Origin of the sequence: Mesorhizobium sp. WSM2561, from assembly GCF_000513915.1 — a bacterium.
In the GTDB taxonomy this organism is placed as follows: domain Bacteria; phylum Pseudomonadota; class Alphaproteobacteria; order Rhizobiales; family Rhizobiaceae; genus Mesorhizobium; species Mesorhizobium muleiense.
Map to the genome: position 1 here is coordinate 16,058 of NZ_AZUX01000037.1, position 23,937 is coordinate 39,994.

At 63.2% G+C, this 23,937-nt stretch carries 21 protein-coding genes; 17 read left to right on the plus strand and 4 right to left on the minus strand.

The features are described from left to right. Positions 1–109 precede the first annotated feature (109 nt). The 10 genes from M727_RS0125270 (at position 110) to M727_RS0125315 (ending at position 13,778) form a co-directional block, all read left to right on the plus strand. A complete protein-coding gene (locus M727_RS0125270) occupies positions 110–1,891 on the plus strand; it encodes an acetolactate synthase 3 large subunit (RefSeq protein WP_084646883.1) in 1,782 nt (593 codons plus the stop codon). 25 nt (positions 1,892–1,916) lie between these two features. Continuing rightward, entirely contained in the window at positions 1,917–4,994 is a 3,078-nt protein-coding gene (locus M727_RS0125275) for a CHAT domain-containing tetratricopeptide repeat protein (protein ID WP_084646884.1), read from the plus strand. A 40-nt stretch (positions 4,995–5,034) separates the two neighbouring features. Then, complete coding sequence (gene ilvN / locus M727_RS0125280) at positions 5,035–5,607, plus strand: acetolactate synthase small subunit (protein ID WP_023798804.1); 573 nt, start codon at positions 5,035–5,037, stop codon at positions 5,605–5,607. A 65-nt stretch (positions 5,608–5,672) separates the two neighbouring features. Further along, complete coding sequence (locus tag M727_RS0125285) at positions 5,673–6,269, plus strand: LysE family translocator (RefSeq protein ID WP_027154973.1); 597 nt, start codon at positions 5,673–5,675, stop codon at positions 6,267–6,269. Between the two features lie 165 nt (positions 6,270–6,434). Beyond that, on the plus strand, positions 6,435–7,664 hold the full coding sequence (locus M727_RS0125290) for an efflux RND transporter periplasmic adaptor subunit (RefSeq protein WP_027154974.1): 1,230 nt from the start codon (positions 6,435–6,437) through the stop codon (positions 7,662–7,664). Continuing rightward, on the plus strand, positions 7,661–10,822 hold the full coding sequence (locus M727_RS0125295) for an efflux RND transporter permease subunit (RefSeq protein WP_027154975.1): 3,162 nt from the start codon (positions 7,661–7,663) through the stop codon (positions 10,820–10,822). Before M727_RS0125290 ends, M727_RS0125295 begins: the two co-directional genes overlap by 4 nt. 65 nt (positions 10,823–10,887) lie before the next feature. Further along, a complete protein-coding gene (nthA, locus tag M727_RS0125300) occupies positions 10,888–11,493 on the plus strand; it encodes a nitrile hydratase subunit alpha (protein WP_027154976.1) in 606 nt (201 codons plus the stop codon). After that, positions 11,490–12,149, plus strand: a complete 660-nt coding sequence (nthB, locus tag M727_RS0125305) for a nitrile hydratase subunit beta (RefSeq protein ID WP_027154977.1) — start codon at positions 11,490–11,492, stop codon at positions 12,147–12,149. The genes nthA and nthB overlap by 4 nt, the downstream gene beginning before the upstream one ends. Beyond that, entirely contained in the window at positions 12,136–12,516 is a 381-nt protein-coding gene (locus M727_RS0125310) for a nitrile hydratase accessory protein (protein WP_027154978.1), read from the plus strand. Before nthB ends, M727_RS0125310 begins: the two co-directional genes overlap by 14 nt. Positions 12,517–12,650: 134 nt before the next feature. Then, entirely contained in the window at positions 12,651–13,778 is a 1,128-nt protein-coding gene (locus tag M727_RS0125315) for an ATP-dependent RecD-like DNA helicase (protein ID WP_027154979.1), read from the plus strand. Positions 13,779–13,835: 57 nt separating this feature from the next. Here the strand turns inward: M727_RS0125315 and M727_RS0125320 are convergent, their stop codons facing one another. Beyond that, complete coding sequence (locus M727_RS0125320) at positions 13,836–14,240, minus strand: STAS/SEC14 domain-containing protein (RefSeq protein ID WP_027154980.1); 405 nt, start codon at positions 14,238–14,240, stop codon at positions 13,836–13,838. Between the two features lie 112 nt (positions 14,241–14,352). On the opposite strand from M727_RS0125320, the gene M727_RS0125325 reads away from it, so the two are divergent. Further along, positions 14,353–15,093 (plus strand): pyridoxine 5'-phosphate synthase, encoded by a 741-nt coding sequence (locus M727_RS0125325; protein WP_027154981.1) that lies wholly within the window; start codon positions 14,353–14,355, stop codon positions 15,091–15,093. A 103-nt stretch (positions 15,094–15,196) separates the two neighbouring features. Next, positions 15,197–17,110: a potassium transporter Kup gene (locus M727_RS0125330; protein ID WP_027154982.1), complete on the plus strand. Its 1,914-nt coding sequence runs from the start codon at positions 15,197–15,199 to the stop codon at positions 17,108–17,110. Positions 17,111–17,267: 157 nt separating this feature from the next. Here M727_RS0125330 and M727_RS0125335 read toward each other — a convergent pair whose 3' ends face one another. Further along, positions 17,268–18,158: an SDR family oxidoreductase gene (locus tag M727_RS0125335; protein WP_027154983.1), complete on the minus strand. Its 891-nt coding sequence runs from the start codon at positions 18,156–18,158 to the stop codon at positions 17,268–17,270. 136 nt (positions 18,159–18,294) lie between these two features. On the opposite strand from M727_RS0125335, the gene M727_RS0125340 reads away from it, so the two are divergent. Both M727_RS0125340 and M727_RS0125345 read left to right on the plus strand, forming a co-directional pair. Then, positions 18,295–18,705 (plus strand): helix-turn-helix domain-containing protein, encoded by a 411-nt coding sequence (locus M727_RS0125340; protein ID WP_027154984.1) that lies wholly within the window; start codon positions 18,295–18,297, stop codon positions 18,703–18,705. Positions 18,706–18,783: 78 nt separating this feature from the next. Next, positions 18,784–20,022 (plus strand): NAD(P)/FAD-dependent oxidoreductase, encoded by a 1,239-nt coding sequence (locus M727_RS0125345; RefSeq protein ID WP_027154985.1) that lies wholly within the window; start codon positions 18,784–18,786, stop codon positions 20,020–20,022. On the opposite strand, the gene M727_RS0125350 is transcribed toward M727_RS0125345, so the two are convergent. Further along, positions 19,985–20,746 carry a glutathione S-transferase family protein gene (locus M727_RS0125350; RefSeq protein WP_084646885.1) on the minus strand — a complete coding sequence of 254 codons (762 nt, stop codon included), beginning with the start codon at positions 20,744–20,746 and terminating at the stop codon, positions 19,985–19,987. The genes M727_RS0125345 and M727_RS0125350 overlap by 38 nt on opposite strands. A 98-nt stretch (positions 20,747–20,844) precedes the next feature. On the opposite strand from M727_RS0125350, the gene M727_RS0125355 reads away from it, so the two are divergent. Beyond that, a complete protein-coding gene (locus M727_RS0125355) occupies positions 20,845–21,297 on the plus strand; it encodes a MarR family winged helix-turn-helix transcriptional regulator (RefSeq protein WP_027154987.1) in 453 nt (150 codons plus the stop codon). Between the two features lie 36 nt (positions 21,298–21,333). Here the strand turns inward: M727_RS0125355 and M727_RS0125360 are convergent, their stop codons facing one another. After that, positions 21,334–21,762 (minus strand): DUF1772 domain-containing protein, encoded by a 429-nt coding sequence (locus M727_RS0125360; protein ID WP_027154988.1) that lies wholly within the window; start codon positions 21,760–21,762, stop codon positions 21,334–21,336. Between the two features lie 178 nt (positions 21,763–21,940). Here M727_RS0125360 and M727_RS0125365 point away from each other — a divergent pair, with 178 nt between their 5' ends. Next, positions 21,941–22,609, plus strand: a complete 669-nt coding sequence (locus M727_RS0125365; RefSeq protein ID WP_027154989.1) for a TetR/AcrR family transcriptional regulator — start codon at positions 21,941–21,943, stop codon at positions 22,607–22,609. Between the two features lie 138 nt (positions 22,610–22,747). Then, positions 22,748–23,767 carry a ketol-acid reductoisomerase gene (gene ilvC, locus M727_RS0125370; RefSeq protein WP_023798824.1) on the plus strand — a complete coding sequence of 340 codons (1,020 nt, stop codon included), beginning with the start codon at positions 22,748–22,750 and terminating at the stop codon, positions 23,765–23,767. The last annotated feature ends 170 nt before the right edge of the window (positions 23,768–23,937 follow it).

The window sequence follows — 23,937 nt, forward strand, 5'->3', positions numbered from 1 at the left end:
AAAACCCCCCATGCGCAGACACAGGCTCCCTCGGGGGCCTTTTTTATTGCCCGAAACACGACTAAACGACCAGCAATCGCCCGATGGCGGACAATACGGGACCAGACCGATGAGCAGTGGACAGAACGAACGGCGCGAAATGACCGGTGCCGAAATGGTGGTGCAGGCGCTGAAGGACAATGGCGTCAAGCATGTTTTCGGCTATCCGGGCGGCGCGGTTCTCCCGATCTATGATGAAATCTTCCAACAGGACGAGGTCGAGCACATCCTCGTCCGTCACGAGCAGGGCGCCGGTCATGCGGCGGAGGGCTATGCGCGCTCGACCGGCAAGGCTGGCGTCATGCTGGTGACATCGGGGCCGGGCGCCACCAACGCGGTCACGCCTCTGCAGGATGCGTTGATGGATTCGATCCCGCTGGTCTGCCTGACCGGTCAGGTGCCGACCTCGCTGATCGGCTCGGATGCGTTCCAGGAGTGCGACACGATCGGCATCACGCGGCCCTGCACGAAGCACAATTGGCTGGTGAAGGACGTCAACGATCTCGCGGCGATTATCCATGAGGCCTTTCACGTCGCGACGACAGGTCGCCCCGGCCCGGTCGTCGTCGATATCCCGAAGGACGTGCAGTTCGCCAAGGGCATCTATGTGCCGCCGCAGACGGCGCCGCGCACCAGCTATCAGCCTAAGGTCCAGGGTGACCTGGAAAAGATCAAGGCGGCGGTCGAGCTGATGGCCGCCGCGAAAAGGCCGATCCTCTATACCGGCGGCGGTGTCATCAATTCCGGCCCGGAAGCCAGCCATTTGCTGCGCGAACTGGTCGACCTGACCGGCTTCCCGATAACCTCGACGCTGATGGGCCTTGGCGCCTATCCGGCATCGGGCAGGAACTGGATGGGCATGCTCGGCATGCACGGCACCTATGAAGCCAACATGGCGATGCATGATTGCGACGTCATGGTCTGCATCGGCGCGCGCTTCGACGACCGCATCACCGGCCGGCTCACCGCGTTCTCGCCGAACTCGAAAAAAATCCATATCGACATCGATCCGTCGTCGATCAACAAGAACGTCCACACCGATGTGCCCATTATCGGCGATGTCGGCCGGGTGCTGGAGGATCTGGTGCGGCTGTGGCGGGCGACCGCCAGGGCCGACAAGAAGGCGCTGCACCCTTGGTGGGAGCAGATCGCGAAATGGCGGGCGCGGGATTCGCTCGCCTACAAGATGAACCACGACGTCATCATGCCGCAATATGCCGTGCAGCGGCTCTATGCGCTGACCAAGGATATGGACACCTACATCACCACCGAGGTCGGCCAGCACCAGATGTGGGCGGCGCAGCACTATCATTTCGAGAAGCCGAACCGCTGGATGACCTCCGGCGGGCTCGGCACGATGGGCTACGGCCTGCCGGCGGCGCTCGGCGTCCAGATTGCGCACCCGGATGCGCTGGTCATCGACATTGCCGGCGACGCCTCGGTGCAGATGACGATGCAGGAGATGAGCGCCGCGGTGCAGCACGAGGCGCCGATCAAGATCTTCATCCTCAACAATCAGTACATGGGCATGGTGCGGCAGTGGCAGCAGCTTCTGCACGGCAACCGGCTGTCGCATTCCTACACCGAGGCGATGCCGGATTTCGTCAAGCTTGCCGAAGCCTATGGCGGCCACGGCATCCGCTGCGAGAAGCCGGACGAGCTGGACGACGCCATCAAAGAGATGATTTCGGTGAAAAAGCCGGTGATCTTCGACTGCCGGGTCGCCACACTTGCCAACTGCTTCCCGATGATCCCGTCGGGCAAGGCGCATAACGAGATGCTGCTGCCGGACGAGGCGACCGACGAGGCGGTGGCCAACGCCATCGACGCCAAGGGCAGGGAACTGGTGTAGGCCTGAGGATGACAAGGAGCGCGGCATGAGCAAAATGGCGCGCCCGGGGTTTGCCGCAATCCGTTCGCCGCGCGCACGGATGGTGGGTCTCGGCCTGGCGGGGGTGCTCGTCCTCACGCTCGGCACAGCCGTCCTGGCCGAGCAGGCCCCGGCGATCGGCGGGCAAACGTCCGGCCAGGCTACGCCGCGGCCGCCGGAAATCCAGGCGGTCGAGACGGCTATCCGCAAGTCGGATTTTGCCGATGCGCGCCAGAAGGCGCTCGCGCTGATCGACGGGGATTTCGCGAAGCGCGACCCGAAAGCAGCCGCCTACGCGGCCTACCTGTTGGCGCAGGCTGATATGTATGCCGGGCGCTGGCAGGATCTTTACGACACGCTGATCGGGCGGGCGGACAGCGTCATCCGCGACCTCGACCAGAGCCGCGCGGATGAATTCGCGCTGCTTCTGGCCGACGCGGCGGGTCGCACCGGGCGACCTGACCAACAGGACAAGCTGCTCGACCTCCATGTCGACGCGATCGCGCGGCGCTCAGGACCGGATTCGGAGCAAACGCTCAACGCGCGCGTCGACGCTGCCTATTCGCAACTCACCGCCAAGCGCGCTGACATCGCCGAGAAACGCCTGATCTCGGCGCTCAACGCGATGGAATTGAATGGCGATGCCGACCAGTTCTTCAAGACGATCGGGCAGGCCGGCGAACATTTCAACCGTTTCGCCGGCTTTGAGGCGGCGCAGCGCGTCTTCCAGCGCGGCCTCGATTCCAAGCTGATGGAGACGGATACCGGGCCAGGCAAGGGATTCCTGCAGTTCAACGTCGCCGCCTTCCTGCGCGACGAGAAGAATTACGAGGACGCCATCCATTTTGGCTACCGCGCGCTCAACATCCTGGCCGATCATTTCGGCATGGGCAGCGCCGAAGGCCTGTCGGCCTATGACGGGCTGGCGCAGACGCTGCACGCTTCCGGCCAGCTCGCATCGGCGGAAGCTGCCTACCAGTTCATCTACGAGACCGGCCTGAAGTCGCTCGGCGAGGACAATGCCGACCTTTGGCGCATCATGAACAACCGCGCCGCGGTGCTGCGCTCGCTCAAGCTGCCAACCGCCGCGCTGGAATTCGACAAATATGCCTATGACAAGCGCTTCAAGGCTTTCGGCGGCGGCGCCAACGACACGGTGATTTCCGCCATGAACATGGCGCACGACCTGTTCGAGGCTGAGCGCTGGAAGGATGCCGAGGCAGCACTCGCCGCTATCGCGCGCATCGTTGCCGCGCCGGGGTTCGATGCCGGCTACCGCAGACAGACCGAACGCTGGCAGGCCTATGCGCAATTTCGTCTTGGCGAACGCAATTTGAGCAGGGAGCAGATCCAGGCGCGCGACACGACGCGTTTCACTGAGGGGGCCGATATCGAGCAGTCGCTGGCCTTCTTCGATCTCTACGCCGACAAGGCCGAGGAGATGGCGTTGACCAAGGATGCCGAAGCCTATCGCGAACACGCTGTGACAACAGCGCGCGAGAGCCTGGGCGAAGCGCATCCCATGACCTTCGAGGCGGCGCTTGCGCAGGCGCGGCTGCAAGAGAAAACGAATGCCAGGGCTGCCCTGGAAAGCTATCGCAAGCTCGACGCCGTCATGTTCGACTGGGCGCGCTCGAGCGTTTCGGCTTCGGGAAGTCTGCGCGCCGGGCAGGCCGTGCGTATCCTCGTCGACGAGATGCTGGGTTCGCTCGCCGATCTCGCGACACGCAATGCCGACGCGGCGGACCTGTTCGCGGCTGTGCTCGACAATTGGAAGACGCTGACGCGAGGCACCGAGCGGCAATTGCGCGCCGAGGCCGAGACCACTGACGACCAGGCGCTTCGTGATTCGATCAGGACCTATTTCAGCGATTTCGGCCGCTTCCGCGAGATCGTGACGGCCACATACTATACCGACACGCTGATGCCGCAGCAGCAAGCGATGGAAGATTCGCGCAAGGCATTGAATGCCGCTCTGGAAAAGCGCGGCCAGCAGCCGGCTGCACCATGGATCCGCAGTTCGGTCGAAGAGGCCAGGCCGCTCGCCAGGCCGGCGGCAGGCGACGTCATCGTCGATCTGGCGATAATCGGCGAGTGGCGAGCAGACAGGGGCGGCGCCCCGGACAGATATCGGATATTCGCCACGATCTCCCGTGCAACCGGACCCACCGAGGTCGTCGAAGTCGATGCGGTCGACATGCGGGACGGCAAGGCCGGCCCCGGCAGAAACTTCTTTGCCAGGCTCGGCAAGGCCCTTGGCGCCGCGGCGGAGGACGCCAAGGCACTCTACGTCATTCCCGCCGATTTCCTCTATCAGTTCGATTTCGCCGAGCTGCGGCCGGCTGGCCACAAGCGGTTGGGCGAACTGGTCGACGTGCATATCGCCACCAGCCGGCAGGCGTATGAATTCCGGGCGAAGGGAGACCGGCCTTCAACCAACGATGCAGCGCTGCTTGCGGGCGGTCTTTTCTACGGCGACGCGGCTGGCAGAGCCTACCTGCCCGGCTCGCGCGCAGAGGTTGAAAGGATCGCGGCGCTCGCCGGCGCGCGGGGGATGGCGGTACAGCAAGCCAAAGGCAATGATGGTACCGAGGCGGCTGCCGGTGGCAAGGCGATCCTGCACTTCTCGACACACGGTTTCTTCACGCACGGCGAGGGGCTGTCGGAGCAGCTCATGAATGCCGGCTTTGTGCTTTCCGATGCCAAGCTGTCGGACGAGCCGAAGGAAGGCGATGGCGATAACATAGTGTATGCCCGAGAACTGCTGAGTTGGAACCTGCGGTCCTCGCAGCTCGTCGTGGTGTCGGCGTGCGATACCGCCCTCGGCGACATCGGCGTCACCTCGACTGTGCGCGGCTTGCCGCTTGCACTGTCCGTGGCCGGCGCGCGGCGCACGCTGTTGACCGTCGAAAGAGTCGACGACGCAGCGACGATGCAGTTCATGGCGCGCTTCTACGGAAACCTCTTCGATGCTGGCATCAGTTATGCCGATGCCTTCATCAAAACCAAACGTGAGGCCTGGGCCGGCAAGATCGGCGGTTTCCCGGCAGCGCTGACCAGCGCCTACATTCTCTTCGAACATTGACAAACACCGGCGACGGACCGGCCAGATACAGGACAAGATGATGCCACAGCACCTTCAACCCACCGGTTCTGCCTACTTCATCGCCAAGGAGACGGAAAGACCGGAGATCCACACGCTTTCCGTGCTGGTCGACAATGAGCCGGGCGTGCTTGCCCGGGTCATCGGCCTGTTTTCCGGACGCGGCTACAATATCGAGAGCCTGACCGTGTCCGAAACCGAGCACGAGAAGCATCTGTCACGCATCACCATCGTGACGCGCGGCACGCCACATGTGCTGGAGCAGATCAAGCACCAACTCGAGCGCATCGTGCCGGTGCACCGTGTCGTCGACCTCACCGTGCGCTCGCACGAGCTCGGCCAGGAACGGCCGCTGGAGCGGGAACTCGCGCTGGTGAAAGTGGCCGGCACCGGCGAGGGCCGCGTCGAGGCGCTGAGGCTGGCCGATGCCTTCCGCGCCAGCGTCATCGACGCCAACACCGAGCATTTCATTTTCGAGATCACCGGCAAGGGGTCCAAGATCGACCAGTTCATCGCCATCATGAAGCCGCTCGGCCTGGTCGAGATCTGCCGCACCGGCGTGGCGGCGATGAATCGCGGCCCGCAAGGGATGTAAGCAGGCTGGCGATCCTGATCGTCAGCCTCATGCCGGAACGTGTTGGGTCGACTGGAAGGGAGCCAATGTCTTTCGATGCATTTCTTGCCCTGCTGGTCTATGCCTTCGTGACTTCGATCACGCCGGGGCCGAACAACTTCATGCTTCTGGCCTCCGGCGTGAATTTCGGTTTTGCCAAAACCATTCCGCACATGTTGGGCATCAGCATCGGCTTCCTCGTGCTGTTGCTTGCCGTCGGCTTCGGTCTTGGCGCGGTGCTGATTGCGTTTCCGGTTCTCGACACTGCATTGAAGATCGCTGGCGGCGTCTATCTGCTCTATCTCGCCTGGAAGATCGCCATGTCGCGTTCGCTCAGCAGCAAGGGCGAGGCCAAGGCGCGACCGATGCGCTTCATCGATGCGGCAGCGTTCCAGTGGGTCAATCCCAAGGCGTGGGTGATGGCGATCACCGCCATGGCCGTCTATGCCGTTCCGGAGCATCCGTTTCTGTCGGTGGCGCTGGTTTCGATAGCCTTCACCGTCGTCAACCTGCCGAGCGTTTCGGTGTGGGCAGGTTTCGGCACGGCGCTGCGCGGTTTTCTGTCGGACCCGGTGCGGCTGAAATGGTTCAACGTCGCCATGGGCGTGCTGCTGGCAGCGACACTGTGGCCGATGCTGCGGTAGCTGCCGTTTTATTGTGCACTGCACATTAAATCTTCGTAATCCCGGGTTTTGGCCCTTTTTTGCCCTCGGCGCCCTCTATCTATTGGTGAAACCGCGGCACGAGGCTGCGAGTTATACCCAGACATGACCACCGAACCACGGCGTGTCGATGGAAGGTCTTTGACGATGCGTGGAAAGATCGTGTTTGCGATGCTTGCGGTCGCCTGCCTTGTCACGGCTGGGCACTATCTTTCGCCCGCGGCAACGGACAAGGTCCGGCAGATGCTGTCAGCGGGTCAGGCGCCTGACAAACCGGCGGCCGCCGCGAATGCCGCACGTGCGACCGCGGTGGTTGCCGCCACCGCTTCGACGGCCGATTTCCCGATCCGGCGCTACGCCATCGGCTTTGTATCCTCGCCCGCCGTGGTCAGCGTGAATGCGCGGATCTCGAGCCAGATCACATCGATCGCCGTCAAGGACGGGCAGATGGTGAAGGCCGGCGACCTTCTGTTCTCGCTGGACGACCGCGCGCTGAAGGCGCAATTGGCCCGTGACCAGGCGACGCTCGCCAAGGACCAGGCGCTGCTTGCCAGTGCGACGGCCGATCTTGAGCGTGCCAAGGCTCTTGTCGCCAGGCAGGCCGGCACGCAGCAGACCTATGACCAGGCGATCGCCGCGCAGAAGTCCGCCGCGGCCACGGTCGATGCCGACAGAGCAACGATCGATGCGGACGAGGTCCAACTCAGCTTTGCCACGATCACGGCGCCGATTTCCGGCAGGCTGGGTGCGATTAGCGTCGCGATCGGCGATCTCGTCACCACCAACAGCGGCAGCAGCACGTCGGCCCCGCTGGTGACCATCACCCAGATGCACCCGTTGCGGGTGGACTTCAATCTTCCGGAAAGCGATCTTGCCCTTTTGCACAAGGCGCTGGCGGCGCCAAGGCAAGCCGCAGTCACGCTGACCAGGGACGGCGACCCGACCCCGATCGGCAAGGGGACCCTCGATTTCGTCGATTCCAGCGTCGACACCGCCTCCGGCACGATCGCAACGCGGGCCAGCGTGCCCAACCCCGATCTTTCGCTGTGGCCGGGCCAATATGTCAATGTCGTGCTCGATGCCGGCATCATGCCGCAAATGACGTCGGTTCCCACGGTTGCGGTGCAGCCTAGCCAGAAGGGGCCGTTCGTCTATGTGATCAAGCCCGACAACACCGTGGAGGTGCGGCCCGTCCAGGTCGCACTGACCGAAGGCGACAACAGCGCTATCGGCGAGGGGCTGAAAAGCGGCGAAAATGTCGTCGTCGAAGGCCAGGCAAAGCTGAAGGACGGCGCGCCGGTCCGCGAAGGCGAGGCCGGTGATCTGGCGTCTCCCAGGGTTGCCGAGGCCGGCAAGGCGGGCGGGACGCGGCCATGATCTCCGAATTCTGCATCCGCAGGCCTGTCGCCACCCTGCTCATGTCGTTTGCGCTCGTGCTGGGCGGGCTGTTCGCTTACAAGTTCCTGCCGGTGGCCGCTCTGCCGAGCGCCGAGTTTCCGGTGGTCAACGTCTCGGCCTCGCTGCCCGGCGCCTCGCCGGAAACCATGGCGACCTCGGTGGCAACGCCGCTGATCAAGCAGTTCACCACCATCGCCGGCATCGATTCGATCTCGACCACCAACGCGCTCGGCTCGACCTCGATCGCCATCCAGTTCGTGCTTAACCGCGATATCGATGCGGCCGCCGCCGACGTGCAGGCGGCGATCGCGCGAACGCAGCGGCAACTGCCGCCCGAGATGACCAGCCCGCCGAGCTACCGCAAGGTCAATCCGGCCGATGCGCCGATCCTGCTGATGTCGCTGGTCAGCGACACCGTTCCGCTGACAGATCTCGATGCCTTTGCCGAGAATGTGATCTCGCCGTCGCTGTCGACGATCGAAGGCGTGGCGCAGGTCTCGATCTTCGGCCAGCAGAAATACGCGGTGCGCGTCCAGATCGATCCGACGGCGCTCGCCGCACACGGTATTTCGATCGACCAGCTGCAGACGGCGATCGCCTCGGCCAACAGCAACACGCCGCTCGGCGTGCTGCAGAACGACAAGCAGCAGCTGACCATCACCGCCAATACGCAACTGAACAACGCGGCGGGATTTTCCAACATCATCATTGCCACCAGGAACGGCCGTCCGGTGCGGCTCGGCGAGGTCACCCGCGTCATCGATTCCGTCGAGACCACGACGACGGCAAGCTGGTACGACGGCACCCGCGCGATCATCATGGCGGTGCAGCGCCAGCCCGATGCCAACACCGTCGACGTCGTCGACCGGGTCAAGGCGATGCTGCCGTCCTTCCAGGATCAGATGCCGGCGGCGGCCAGCATCCGGTTGCTCAACGACCGCTCGACGTCGATCCGCGAAGCGGTCGACGACGTGCAGTTCACGCTGCTGCTCACCATCGCGCTGGTAGTGATGGTGATCTTCCTGTTCCTGCGCCGGGTAACGGCGACGATCATCCCAGCGGTAGCGGTGCCGATCTCGCTGATCGCCACACTCGGCGCCATGTTCCTGTTCGGCTTTTCCATCGACAACATCTCGCTTATGGGCCTGACCCTGGCTGTCGGCCTTGTCGTCGACGACGCGATCGTCATGCTGGAGAACATTTTTCGCCACATGGAGGAGGAGGGGCTCTCGGCCTTCGAGGCGGCGCTGAAGGGCGCGCGCGAAATCGGCTTCACCATTATTTCGATCTCGATCTCGCTGGTCGCTGTGTTCATCCCCGTGCTTTTGATGGGCGGAGTGATCGGGCGCATCTTCAACGAATTCGCGGTGGTGGTGACGGTCGCCATCCTGGCCTCGATGTTCGTGTCGCTGACGCTGACGCCGATGCTGTGCTCGCGGCTTTTGTCTGTGAAGGCCGAGCGCGAAGCGGCGCGGGGCGAAGGTCACAGGCATAATTTCTTCATGCGGGGTTATGACCGGCTGCTGACCTTTTGCCTGCGGCACAGTTTCCTGGTTTTTCTCGTCTTCATTGGGACGGCCGCACTGTCGGCCTGGCTGATCCAGACCTCGCCGAAGGGCTTCTTTCCGCAGGAGGATATCGGCCAGATCTCGGTGACGACCACCGCGCGCCAGGACATCTCGTTCGACGCCATGGTGAAGCTGCAGGGGCAAGTGGCTGATGTCTTTACCCATTCACCCTATGTCTCGCATGTCGGGTGGTCGGTGGGCAGCGGCAACAATGCGCTGAACCAAGGCCAGCTCTTTGTGCAGTTGAAGGACAAGGACCAGCGCCCCGATATCGACAAGGTGCTCTCGGATCTGCGGCGGCAGCTGGCCAATGTCGCCGGCATCGAAACCTTCATGCAGCCGGTGCAGAACCTGCGGCTCGGCGCGCGCGCTTCGGCCAGCGCCTATCAACTCGTCGTGCAGGGTCTCGACATCGGCGCGGCGGACAGCTGGGCGCAGAAGCTCACCGACGCGATGGCCGCCGACCGTAGCGCCTTCACCGACGTCACCAATGACTTGCAGAACAACGCCCTGCAGGCGTCGCTGGTGGTCGACCGCGACAAGGCGGCGACGCTCGGCGTCGACACCGATACGTTGCGCTCCAGCCTCTATGGCGGTTTCGGCACCGAGCAGGTCTCGACCATCTTCGGTTCGGCCGATAGCTACGAGGTGATCATGGAGCTCGACCCGAGGATCGAGTGGTCGCCAGAAAGGATGCTGGCGATCAAGGTAAGGACGGCCAGCGGCAGCCTGGTGCCGCTGGGCGCCTTTGCCCGCGTCGATCGGACCGCCGGCGCCTTGACCGTCAATCAGCTCGGCCAGCTTCCGGCAGTGACCATCTCCTACAACCTGCCGCAGGGCGTCGCCCTCGGCGACAGCGTGAGCCGCATCGATGCGCTGAAGGAAAAGATCGGCATGCCGGCGACGATCTCGACCAATTTTTCGGGCACGGCGAAAACGTTTCAGGATTCGCTTGCCAACCAGGGCCTGCTGATCGCCGGCGCGATCCTGACCATCTATATCGTCCTCGGCATCCTCTACGAGAGTTTTATCCATCCGCTCACCATCCTGACCGGACTGCCGTCGGCGGTGCTCGGCGCGCTTGTTGCACTGCGGCTTGCGGGGATGGACCTGTCGGTGATTGCGGTCATCGGTATCCTGATGCTGATCGGCATCGTCAAGAAGAACGGCATCATGATGATCGACGTCGCGCTCGAACTCAGGCGCGAGGGGATGTCGCCGCTCGAGTCAATTTACAGGGCCTGCCTAAGGCGCTTCCGGCCGATCATGATGACGACGCTGGCGGCACTGATGGGCACGATCCCGATCGCGCTCGGCGCCGGCGCCAGCGCCGAACTGCGCCAGCCGCTCGGCGTGGCGGTGGTCGGCGGCCTCGTCGCTTCGCAAGCGCTGACGCTGTTCGTCACGCCGGTCATCTATGTCTACATGGAGCATTTTTCGGGCTGGCTTGTCGGGCTGTGGCCGAAGCGCCGGCATGAGCAGCCACCTGTTGAGGCCGTCGACCAGCCGTCGCTGTTCGAGAACGGAGAAGCGTTGCAGGGCGAGCCGCACAAGGCGGCGGCCGAATAGAAGCCGACGGGCTGGCCCAAACCGCGGCGCTTGCGGTGGAACGCTTGCAGCCGTAATTTACGGCCATGTCCCACGATCATAATCACGACAACGAGCTTGATCCTTTTGCCGCCCGGGTGCGCGCACTGGAGACGATCCTCACCCAGAAAGGGCTGATCGATCCGGCCGCGATCGACGTGATCGTCGACACCTATGAGACAAAGATCGGTCCGCGCAACGGCGCCAAGGTGGTGGCGAAGGCGTGGGTCGAGCCGGACTTTGCCGTTTTGCTGAAACGCGACGCGACGGCGGCGATCGGCTCGCTCGGCTACACCGGCCGGCAGGGCGAGCACATGCAGGCCGTGTTCAACACTGCGGACACGCACAATCTCGTCGTCTGCACGCTGTGCTCCTGCTACCCGTGGTCGGTGCTCGGCCTGCCGCCGGTCTGGTACAAGGCGCCGTCCTATCGTTCGCGCGCGGTCATCGATCCGCGCGGCGCGCTCGATGAATTCGGGCTGACCTTGCCGGCAACGACAAAGATCCGGGTGTGGGATTCCACCGCCGAATTGCGTTACCTGGTCGTGCCGATGCGGCCGAAGGGCACCGACGGCTGGAGCGAGGAGCGGCTGGCGGATCTGGTGACGCGCGACGCGATGATCGGCACCCGACTGGCGCGGGAGCCGGCATGAATGGGCCGCAGGATCTCGGCGGGCAGATGGGGTTCGGGCCGGTCGCACCCGAAAAGGACGAGCCCTGTTTCCATGCCGCCTGGGAAAGGCGGGCGCTTGGCGTGACCTTGTGCGCCGGCGCCATGGGCGTCTGGACCATCGATGAGAGCCGGCATGCGCGGGAATTGCTGCATCCCGCCGACTATTATGGCTCCAGCTATTATGAGATCTGGATCAAGGCGCTCGAAACCTTGCTGAAGCGGCACGGCTTCGTCAGCGACCGCGATCTGGCCGCGGGCAAGGCGGTCGACCCTGCCGCGACGCCAAAGCGGGTGCTGAAGGCCGAAAACGTGCCGGCAGTGTTGGCCAAGGGCGGCCCATGCGACCGGCCGATCGCCACGCCGGCCCGGTTCAAGGCAGGCGATCTGGTGCGCACGAAGAATTTCCATCCGGCCGGCCACACAAGGTTGCCACGCTACGCACGCGGCAAGCAAGGCGCCGTCGAGGCGGTGCGCGCTGGTTTTGTCTTCCCTGACACCAATGCACATGGCCAAGGCGAAAACCCGCAATGGGTCTATACGGTGGTTTTTGACGGCGCCGAGATCTGGGGCGAGGGCGCCGACCCGATGCTGACCGTGTCGATCGATGCCTGGGAGAGCTATCTTGAGCCGGCGTGAGGCGAAGTCAGCCACCGCCACGCTGCCGGCGGATGCGCCGGTATTCGCCGAGCCGTGGCAGGCGGAAGCCTTCGCCATGACGGTCGCGCTGCACGACAGCGGCCTGTTCTCCTGGAGCGAATGGGCGGACGCCTTGTCCGCCGAGGTCAAGCAGCCTGGTGCCGCAAGCGATGGCCACGATTATTACGAGCACTGGCTGGCGGCGCTGGAAAATTTGCTGTCGGCGAAAGGGGTTGCCGGCAAGGGCGACATCGATGCGCTCGCTGCCGCCTGGGAACGCGCCGCGCATGCAACGCCGCATGGCAAGCCGATCCTGCTTGAGAACGACCCCAGCCCGACCGAAGGTCGTGGCGGCCCGACCGGCTAGACCGTTTCGAACCATGCTCGTTCTCTTTACGTTCTGATCTCTGCCTGATAAATTGCGTCATTGGAGGCGGTGCGGCCCGCCGCCGATGATCGTTGCGCCTTGTCTTTCCCTCGCGAATCCGGTCTCTCGCGCTGATGGAATTCTCCCCTCAACAGGACGATGCGCTGAAGGCGGTCGCCACCTGGCTCAAGACCGGAAAGCCGCAGCTGTTCCGGCTGTTCGGCTATGCCGGCACCGGCAAGACGACGCTGGCGCGCTATTTCGCCGAGCATGTCGACGGCCAGGTGCAGTTCGCCGCCTTCACCGGCAAGGCGGCGCAGGTGCTGCGTTCCAAGGGCGCGGTCAATGCCCGCACCATCCATTCGCTGATCTACCGGCCGAAGGGCGAGGAATCGGTGGCGGACGAGGTGACCGGCAAGACTTCGATGTCGCCGACCTTTTCGCTCAACCGGCAAAGCCCGATCTCGCGGGCCAAGCTCGTCGTCATCGACGAATGTTCGATGGTAGACGAGCAGCTTGGCCGCGACCTCTTGAGTTTCGGCACGCCGATCCTGGTTCTCGGCGATCCCGGCCAGTTGCCGCCGATCTCGGGCGGCGGCTTCTTCACCGAGCATGAGCCGGATATTCTGCTCACCGAGATCCACCGGCAGGCACGCGACAACCCGATCATCCGGCTGGCGCTCGACGTGCGCGAGGGCCGCGAGTTCATGCGCGGCGACTATGGCGCGGCGCAGGTGATCGGCAAGGAGGATGTCACCCAGGAACTGGTGCTGAAGGCGGACCAGGTGCTGGTCGGCACCAACAGGACGCGGCGTCGCTATAATCAGCGGTTGCGCGAGCTGAAGGGGTTCAATGCCGACTATCCACAGGCCGGCGACAAGCTCGTCTGCCTGCGCAACGACCCAGCCAAGGGACTGCTCAACGGCTCGCTGTGGAAGGTGATGACCTCGTCGCGCGAGACGGTGAAACCCGGCATCAATCTGCTGGTCTCCCCGGAGGAGGACGATCCGGACCGCGGCGTCGCCAAGATCAAGCTGCTCAAAGCGGCGTTCGAGGACCCGGACGCCGACATTCCCTGGCAGCAGAAAAAACGCTTCGACGATTTCGACTATGGCTACGCGCTGACCGTGCACAAGGCGCAAGGCTCGCAGTGGAACGAGATCGTGCTTTTCGACGAAAGCTGGGCGTTCAAGGAAACCCGCCAGCGCTGGCTCTACACGGCAATCACGCGCGCGTCGGAACGGCTGACGATTGTCAGATAGGCCGGTCGAGTTGCCCCATGGACCAGGAATCTGGGACTGGCACGGGGTCGACCTGCGTCAGCGTGGGGCCAGCGGTCTGGCGGCGAGCCATTCCCAGGCGGATGCTTCGTCCTTTGCCTCGAAATGCCTGAGCTCGACAGGCGAGGAAGCAGGCAGCACGCTCTGTGCGTTGGGTACCCAGTTCGGCTCGCCGAGCGCAGCGCAGCGGCCGACATGCTCCGCGGCATGGGCCGTGCCCTGTTCAAGCGTTTCGTCCGACACATCGGCCCAATCGACGCCTTCATGGCCGATCAGGCGCACCAGCACGTCGATTTTCGGGTGCAGCGCATAGGCCGCCTCCAGCAATCCGAACAGGTTTTCCGCATCGGCCGCCGTGACATGGCCGACGACGTCGATGGCGAACAGGTCGTCGCGGTCGGTGTCGATGCGGCGAACCGCCGGCACGTCTTCAAGATAATTCACGGGTCTTCCTCTTGCTGGATATTATACGTCCCTCTGGAACACCGCAAACCCCCTGTCTGTTCCCGCCAAAGGCGGTATAGATGGCCGCGATTATGTTCGGACTCGAGAAGCCATGCCTGCAAAACTCTCCGTCAATCTCAATGCCATCGCCATGCTGCGCAACCGGCGCGACCTGCCGTGGCCAAGCCTGATTGGGCTCGGGCGCCTGGCGCTGGCCGCGGGCGCGCATGGCCTGACCGTGCATCCGCGGCCCGACGAGCGGCACACCAGGCATTCCGACCTGCCGGAGATCAGGGCGCTGATCGACGACGAATTCCCCAAGGCAGAGTTCAACATCGAGGGCTACCCGAGCGAGGATTTCCTGGCGCTTGTGGAAAAGCACCAGCCGGAGCAGGTGACGCTGGTGCCCGACGACCCTGCCCAGGCCACCTCCGACCATGGCTGGAACTTTGCCGCCGAGGCGGCGTTCCTGACACCGATCGTCAAACGGCTGAAAAAAGGGGGCTTTCGCGTGTCGTTGTTTTCCGACCCGGATCCGTCAGGCATGAACGCCGCGCGCTACACCGGCGCCGACCGGATCGAGCTCTACACGGGGCCGTATGGCAGCTTTCATTCGGATTCGGCAAAAGCGGCGAATGAGCTGGAAAGATTGGGAAAAACCGCGGATGCAGCACTTGCCGCCGGGCTTCAGGTCAATGCCGGCCACGATCTGGTGGTGAACAACCTGCCGGCATTGGCAAAACGCATCCCGGCATTGGCTGAAGTGTCGATCGGACACGGGTTGACAGCCGATGCGTTGGAGTATGGCATGGCCGGCACGGTCAAAAGATTTCTTAAGGCCTGTGGGTGGTAGAGATGGAAGCCTCGCTTTGCGGACATGGCAGCCATCACGTTGGGGCACTTGATATTGCATTGCAGCAAGCGTAGAGCACCGCGCGCTTATCGGAGTGTCGTCCATGGCCCTTACCAACAGTGGTAGTGAGGCAGAACCAGTCGAACAATCCAGCCATCCTGAGGTCGAAAAGCACAGCACCAAGGTCCTGATGCTGGGCGCTCTCGGCGTGGTCTATGGCGATATCGGCACCAGCCCTATTTATGCGCTTCGCGAAGCACTGCATGCTTCGTCGGGCACCGATCCGCGCAGTGCCGTTCTGGGCATTCTGTCGCTGATCGTCTGGGCACTGACGATTATCGTGACCATAAAGTATGTCGCCTTCGTGCTTCGGGCGGATAACAAGGGTGAGGGCGGTACCCTGTCGCTTATGGCGCTGGCCCGGAAAGCCTATCCGGCTGGCTCCGGCATCATTCTTGTCATCGGTCTGTGCGGAGCCGCACTGTTTTTCGGCGACGCGATCATAACGCCGGCCATTTCGGTGCTTTCAGCGGTGGAAGGGCTGAGCGTCGTGACCCCGGCGTTCGATCCATATGTGGTTCCCATTACATTGGTGATTCTTGCCGTCCTGTTTGCCGTGCAGCGTTTCGGGACCGGCAGGGTGGCCTCGGTTTTCGGGCCGGTGACGGCGCTCTGGTTCCTGGCGATCGGCATCGCCGGATTGGTGCACATTAGCGATGATCCATCGGTGCTTTTGGCAATCAACCCCTACTATGCAGTCGCCTACCTTGCCGAGGCCAAAGCGGGTGCGTTTCTCACCGTCGGCGCGGTTTTTCTGGCGGTTACCGGTGCCGAAGCGCTTTACGTTGATCTCGGCCATTTTGGTCGCCGCCCAATCGTGCTGGCCTGGTTCTGGATCGTCTTTCCCTGCCTGCTGCTCAGCTATTTTGGGCAAGGCGCATTCGTTCTTGCTCATGGGGGCGTGCCCGACAATCCGTTCTTCCAGATGCTGCCGGAGTGGGCACTGATACCGATGGTCGGGCTCGCAACAGCAGCGACTGTCATCGCCAGTCAAGCCGTTATCTCCGGGGCGTTTTCGCTGACCCGGCAAGCGGTGCAGCTCAATCTTCTGCCCAGAATCGAAGTTCAGCATACTTCCGAGATGCAGCTTGGCCAGATTTACATGCCGCGCGTGAACCTCATTCTCGCGCTCGGCGTGATGCTGCTGGTCGTCGGCTTTGGCAGTTCGAGTTCGCTGGCTTCCGCCTATGGAATTTCGGTGACAGGCGAGATGCTGATGACGACGATCTTGCTGTTCGTGGTGATGCGGTGGCAATGGAAATGGCAGACCGCGCTCGCTGCGGCGCTGGCGCTGCTGTTTGGCACGATAGACACCGGCTTCTTCCTGGCGAATATCGTGAAATTCGTGGAAGGGGGATGGGTTTCAATCGCCGTGGCCTGCATCATGGGGCTGATCATGGGGACCTGGATACGCGGCAGTCGCTATCTGTTCGACAAGACGCGCAGGAACGAGATTCCGCTCGATTTCCTTGCCGCCAATTTGTTGAAGAAGAAGCCGCAGCTGGTGTCCGGCACGGCCGTGTTCCTGACCAGCGATCCCGTCAGCGCGCCGACCGCGCTGATGCACAGCCTGAAGCACTACAAGGTGCTGCACGAACAGAACGTCATCCTCTCGGTGGTGACGGCGCAGCAGCCCGTTGTGCCTGACAGTGACCGGGTCAAGATGGAAACGATCAACGATCTGTTCATGCGGGTGACACTGACCTTCGGCTACATGGAACAGCCCAACATCCCGCGTGCGCTGGCGATCTGCCGCAAGCAGGGCTGGAAGTTCGACATCATGACGACGTCCTTCTTCCTGTCGCGGCGCTCGCTCAAGGCGTCACCCAATTCCGGCATGCCGGTGTGGCAGGACAAGCTGTTCATCGGCCTGGCGCGCACGGCAGCCGATGCGACGGAGTATTTCCAGATCCCGACTGGACGTGTGGTCGAGATCGGAACGCAGGTGGCGATTTAGGGCATGCCGATATTCAGGTGAGGCCGGCCTGCGAACGGCGGGTTCCTGCGCTTCCGGTGCTCACGTACCCGAAAGTACGCTCCGCTCCGGTTCTCGGAACCCACCATTCTCGACTCGGCCTGACCTGAATCTCGACATGCCCTGACCACGGCCGACTTCAGCCGGCCAGCGCTGCCTTGTTCGCTTCAAGAAACTGCTTCAGCGATTGCGGCTTCCTGCCTGAAAGCGTCTCGATCGCGTCGGTCACCATGCCGATGCGGCCGGAGCGCGTGTTGGTGTCGAAGGACGTGACGATTGGGGCAAAGCCCTCGGGAACGCCGGCAGCCTTCAGGCCCTCGGTCAACGCCTCGTCCGAAAGCTGGACGACCTCGATCGGCTTGCCGGTGACGTCGGTCACCAGGGCCGCGATCTCGGCGACGGTATGGGCCTGCGGACCGGTCAACGTGTATGTCGTGCTTTCGGTGGCGCCCGAGGCAAGGCCGGCAGCGATCGCCGCGGCCATGTCGTCGCGAGCGCCATGGGCGATGCGGCCGTCAGCTGCGGATGTATACCAGTGTCCCGAGGCAATGGCGTGCGGCAGCGACATGAACAGGTTCTCCTGATACCAGCCGTTGCGAAAAATCGTGTAGGGGATGCCGCTCGCCTTGATCGCCTGCTCGGTACCGTAGTGATCGCCCGCAAACAGCACTGGCGATCCCGGCTCAGGATTGGGCATCGAGGTGTAGAGCAGATGCGAAACGCCGGCCTGCCGCGCGGCTGCGACGGCATTTTCGTGCTGCTTGAGGCGCTTGCCCCCAAGGTCGATCTCGCCCGTCGAGACGATCAGGATCCTGTCGGCGCCCTTGAATGCTTCGACAAGCGACGCGGTGTCATCGAAATCGGCTTGCCTGATGATGACGCCGCGCGCTGCCAGCTCGGCGAGGTTTTCCGGATTGCGGGTGGCGGCGATGATGCGTGCGGGCGGAACCTTGAGCGTGTCCAGCAGATGATCGACGACGCCGCGGCCAAGCTGGCCGGAGGCGCCGGTGACGAGAAGGGTATCGGTCATGGGAAGTCCTGTCGTTGCGCCGGAGCGGCGGGTGCTTGTATAAGTCTCAAAAAGAGACCAGCACTAAAATAGGAATTGACCGACCCTCGTAAAGAAGGCAGTTTTGCGGGAGGTAGGCAGGCGCAGGGAACCAGCGATGGACAGCAAGGTCGTCAGTCTGAAGTCGAAGCTCGAGATTTACAAAGCGCGCAGCGGCGGGGGCAACATTGCCGACTGTCCGGTGCGCGATGTGATCCAGGGCATCAGCAACAAATGGAGTTCGCTGCTGATGATGGCGCTGGCCGAAAAGCCGTACCGGTTCGGCGAATTGCGGCGGCTGGTGCCCGACATTTCACAGCGCATGCTCACCCAGACGCTGCACGATCTGCAGCGCGACGGTTATGTCCATCGCGAGGTCTTCCCGACCAAGCCGCCGAGCGTCGAATACAGTCTGACCGATCTCGGACGCTCGATGTTCGGGCCGCTGCATCAGTTGCTCCAATGGGCCGAGCTCAATCATGGCGCGGTGCGCGCCGCGCGGAACGCTTTCGACGCTGCCGAGACCTGACTCATCGATACCAGGAGCGACGGCTTTGCCGATACCGCTGAAGGACTGTCCGGCCTGGGCGAGACGATTCGGCGGGCAATGGGCATTTCTCTGGACATCGCGATTGCCGGCGCCGGGCCGGCCGGGCTGGCCGCGGCGCTCTATCTGAAGCGTGCCGGGCATCGGGTCACGATCTTCGAGCGCTTCGACGAGCCAAAGCCGGTCGGGTCCGGGCTGATCCTGCAGCCGACCGGGCTGACGGTGCTTGCCGATCTCGGCCTGCTCGATGACATCCTGGCGCTTGGCAGCCGCATTGACCGGCTGCATGGCGCCGATGCGAAAACCGGCCGCACCGTGCTCGACGTCCGCTATGATGCGCAGCGCCGCGGTCGTTTCGGGCTGGCGGTGCACCGCGCGGCCTTGTTCGGCGTGCTTTTCGGCGCCGTCCGGCGCGAGGCGATCACCATCGAAACCGGCGTCGAGCTCGAGACGCTGGAAACCGGCGAACGGGCAATGCTGATCTGCGGCAACGGGCGCAGGATAGGGCCGTTCGATCTGGTCGTCGATGCCAGCGGTTCGCGCTCCAGATTGCGGCAGCGCGTAGAGAGCCCGGGTGAACCGCGGCCGCTCGCCTATGGCGCGTTCTGGGCGTCACTCGGCTGGCGCGGCGACGGTTTCGACGAGCACGCGCTGCTGCAGCGCTACGACAGAGCGAGCGTGATGATCGGCGTGCTGCCGATCGGCAGGCCGGAACCGGGCGCCGAGAAGATGGCGGCATTCTTCTGGAGCCTGAAGCCGGCGGATGCAGAGCAGGTCAGGGCGACAGGCCTCGACGCCTGGAAGGCGAGGCTGGTTCGGCTTTGGCCCGAATGCGAGGCGTTCACACGCCAGATCGACAGTTTCGATCAGCTTTCGCTGGCGCGTTACGGCCATCACACGCTCAAGGTGCCGGCCGGACGGCGATGGGCGATCATCGGCGACGCGGCGCATTCGACCAGCCCGCAGCTCGGGCAAGGGGCGAACATGGCGCTGCTTGACGCGGCGGCGCTCAACTATGCGCTCATAGGAACGGATCGTGTCGATACTGCGCTGGAGGTCTATGTCCAGGCGCGGCGATGGCATGTCCGGGTGTTTCAGGCGCTGTCGCTGATGCTGACGCCGTTCTACCAGTCGGATTCGACCGTGATGCCGTTCGTCCGCGACAGGCTGGTGGCGTCGGTGGCAAAAATCCCGCCGGTGCCAAACATCCTTGCCTCGATGGTGGCTGGAACCATGATCGATCCGTTCAGGCGGATCGGTATCAAGGAAGCGCAGTGGCCGCCTCGCTGCGGCGGATGAGTTTCGAAAGGTGCGAACCCTTCGCTTGCAGGAATGCATGAAGGCGCTGTGGATAGTCCGGGATGACAGCGTCCTTCACCGACTTGCGTTCGTGCAATCGCTTTCGCCAGGCCCCAACACGCGGCTTTCCGCTCAGGATACCGAACGCGCCGATCCGATCGAAGGCGTCGAAATAGCGGAAGACTGGGCCGTAGACAGCATCGACCAGTGAAAAGCGCTCGCCGGCAAACCATGGCCCAGCCCGGCCAGCCGCCAGTTCTATTTCGAGGCGATCGAACATTGCCGACAGAGCTTCGCTTTCGGCAAGGAAGGCGGCCTCGGTCGGAGCGGAATAGAACCGACCAATGGCGTTGAGGATGGCCGAGCCGAACTCTATCCAGGCGCGATGCCGGGCGCGAGCCAACGGGTCGGCAGGATGGAGTGGGTTGGCCAGCGTTTCCTCGAGAAATTCGAGGATGACCGCCGATTCGAAGATCACGGCTTCCTCGCCATTCTGCGGCACGCGCAGCAGCGGCACCTTGCCGAGCGGCGATATCGCCTTGAACCAGGCCGGTTTGTCGGCGAGATCGATGGTGAGGCGTTCGAACGGCACGTCCTTTTCGCAGAGCGAGATCGCCGCGCGCTGCACATAGGGACAAAGGTGGTGGCTGACGAGAACGAGCTTGTCGGTCACCAGGCCGCCCGTCTCCAGGATGTCGGCGATCTCGCAGGTTTCATGCTTCATGGCAGTGCCTTCCGATATAAATGCAGTTGCATATATATAGATGCATTTGCATTCACTGGCAAGCTTGATGCAAACGCATCTATCGCCTATGCTGCATCATGACGGAGAATCCTTCGCCAGCGGCCATCAAGGCCTGGGCGCGCCTGATGCGCGTTTCGCGCCAGCTGCTGGAAAGAGCCGAAGACGCGCTGAAGAACGCTGGCTTGCCACCGCTTGCCTGGTACGATGTGCTGCATGAGCTTGCCGAAGCCGGCGAGGGCGGCTTGCGGCCGTTCCAGCTGATCGAGCGCACGCTGTTTGCGCAGTACAACGTCTCGCGGCTGCTGGCGCGGCTCGAAGCGGACGGACTGGTCGAGAAGCTCAGGGTTGCCGATGACGGTCGCGGACAGAATGTTCGCATTACGCGGAAGGGCCGCGAGGCGCGCCGCCGCATGTGGGCCGTCTACGGACGATCGATCGCCGAGCTGGTCGGCGCCAGGCTCTCCAATGATGACCTGGAAACCTTGTCGGCTCTGCTCGGGCGGCTGCGTCATCCGGCGATGCCGGAGTGATGTGGTCCCGATGGCGCTGAAGGTCGATTGCAGCCGTCAAGCACTGCCCCAGAGGAATGCCAGTGCCGCCAGCACGCCAAGCATGACGCGAACCAGATGCAAATTGCCCCATTTGACAATCAACGCCCGCGCCTGCGGATTGGTGGCGGCTGCGTCCATCGCCTCCAGCAACCGGTTTGTCGGCATCATTGCGATCAGCGTCCATGGCCATGGCAGGATGATCAGCACCGCCCCGATGAGATAGCCGAGACTGCCGGTCTGCCACCAGGCAACGACACCAAGAACACAGGCGACGACGGCGATCGACGCCTGCATGGCGGCGCCGCGCTTGTAGGAAGGCTGCCATTCCTGCAGCAGTGCACGGTCGTCGAGGCGAAGCCGCGCCGGCTGCTCGGCAACGCTGATATAGATAGCGGCGCCCGCGAAAGCGGCGGCAACACTCAATGCAAGCAGGCCGACGAGCATTTTTCTCTCCGCGACATCCGTTCGAGCGGTGGCCGTTCGAGCGGTGGCCGTTCCGGTCTGGAAGGTGTCAGAAAGCGGAGATAGGGCTTGCACCGGGTCCGGCAATACGTCATAGACGCGCCGAACCGTAACGTACGGTACGGCCCTGGCCGCCGCCGTTATCGAGCAGGAAAAGAGTTTGTTGCAGGCAAGCGTCGACATCGACACCAGCGAAGCGCTGACGGAGCGGCAGAAAGCCGTGCTCGACGCCGCGCTTCGCCTGCTGGTCGAGGAGGGCGATCAGTTGACCATGACCGCGGTGGCGCGGCGGGCAAGCTGTTCCAAGGAAACGCTCTACAAATGGTTCGGCGATCGCGACGGGCTGTTGACGGCAATTGTTCAATGGCAGGCCTCCAAGGTGCGGGTGGTGCCGGTCGACGGCAAGGGGCTTACCCTTGCTTCGCTGACGGTGAGCCTCGCACGTTTCGCTTCGGACTGGCTCAAGGTGATTTCGAGCGACACATCGATCGCGCTGAACCGCGTCGCCATTGGCCGTGCTGGCGCAATCCGGCGCAATGACGGGAACGACGATCTTGGCGCCATCGTGCTGGAGAACGGGCGTTTCGCGCTGGCCCGGCGCCTGAAGCCGGTGCTGGAGGCCGGTCGGCAGGCCGGGCTTCTCGAGTTCTCGGATGCCGAAGCGGCATTCCGCACCTTTTTCGGGCTGGTCGCCCGCGACGTGCAGATCCGCCTGCTGCTCGGCGACCGGCTAAAATTGACTGATGCGGCGATTGGCGGCGATGCCGTCCGGGCGACGCAGCAGTTTCTCGCTCTTCACGGAGCAAAAACCGGGCCGCAAGGCCTCTAGAGCCGGATGATTTCAGGTCAAGTCGACCCGAAATCTGAATCCGGCTCTAATCAAAGAGATAGAGCATGATGTCGACCGAAAACCGCTTCACATTTTTCGGCATCATGCTCTGAATTCAAAAAACGGGAAGGAAGAAAAATGCGTGTCTATTACGATCGCGACGCCGATCTCAACCTGATCAAGGGCAAGAAGGTCGCCATCATCGGCTATGGCAGCCAGGGCCGGGCGCATGCGCTCAATCTCAAGGATTCCGGCGTTGGGGAAATCGCCATCGGCCTCAAGGCCGGCTCGGCGACCGCCCAAAAAGTCGAGGCCGACGGGCTCAAGGTGATGAGCGTGGCGGACGCCGCCAAATGGGCCGACCTGATGATGATGGCGACGCCGGACGAGCTGCAGGCCGACATCTACAAGTCCGAAATCGCGCCGAACATCCGCGATGGCGCGGCGATCGCCTTTGCCCACGGCCTCAACGTGCACTTTGGCCTGATCGAGCCGAAGGCCTCGGTCGACGTCGTCATGATCGCGCCGAAGGGGCCCGGCCACACGGTGCGCGGCGAATACCAGAAGGGCGGCGGCGTGCCGTGCCTGGTCGCGGTCAACCAGGACGCTTCGGGCAATGCACTTGATCTCGCTCTGTCCTATGCCTGCGGCGTCGGCGGCGGCCGTTCGGGCATCATCGAGACCAATTTCCGCGAGGAATGCGAGACCGACCTGTTTGGCGAGCAGGTGGTGCTGTGCGGCGGTCTGGTCGAGCTTATCCGCGCTGGCTTCGAGACGCTGGTGGAAGCCGGCTACGCACCGGAAATGGCCTATTTCGAGTGCCTGCACGAGGTCAAGCTGATCGTCGACCTGATCTATGAAGGCGGCATCGCCAACATGAACTACTCGATCTCGAACACCGCCGAATGGGGCGAATATGTTTCGGGCCCGCGCATCATCACCGCCGAGACCAAGGCCGAGATGAAGCGCGTGCTGAAGGATATTCAGACCGGCAAGTTCACCTCGGAATGGATGCAGGAGTACCGCGCCGGCATGTCGCGCTTCAAGGGCATCCGCCGCAACAACGACAGCCACCAGATCGAAGAAGTCGGCGCCAAGCTGCGCGCGATGATGCCGTGGATTTCGAAGAACAAATTGGTCGACAAGGCCAAGAACTGATCGAAATCCACGTCGTTTGCTTGCGCGTCCTCGGGCTTCGCCCTGCGGGCGCGCGGGAGATTTCGAAGAACAAGCTGGTCGACAAGGCCAAGAACCGACCGAAATCCGCAATTTTATCGTTGCACAGGAAAAGCCGGCGGAGCGCTCCGCCGGCTTTTTACATGAAGGCC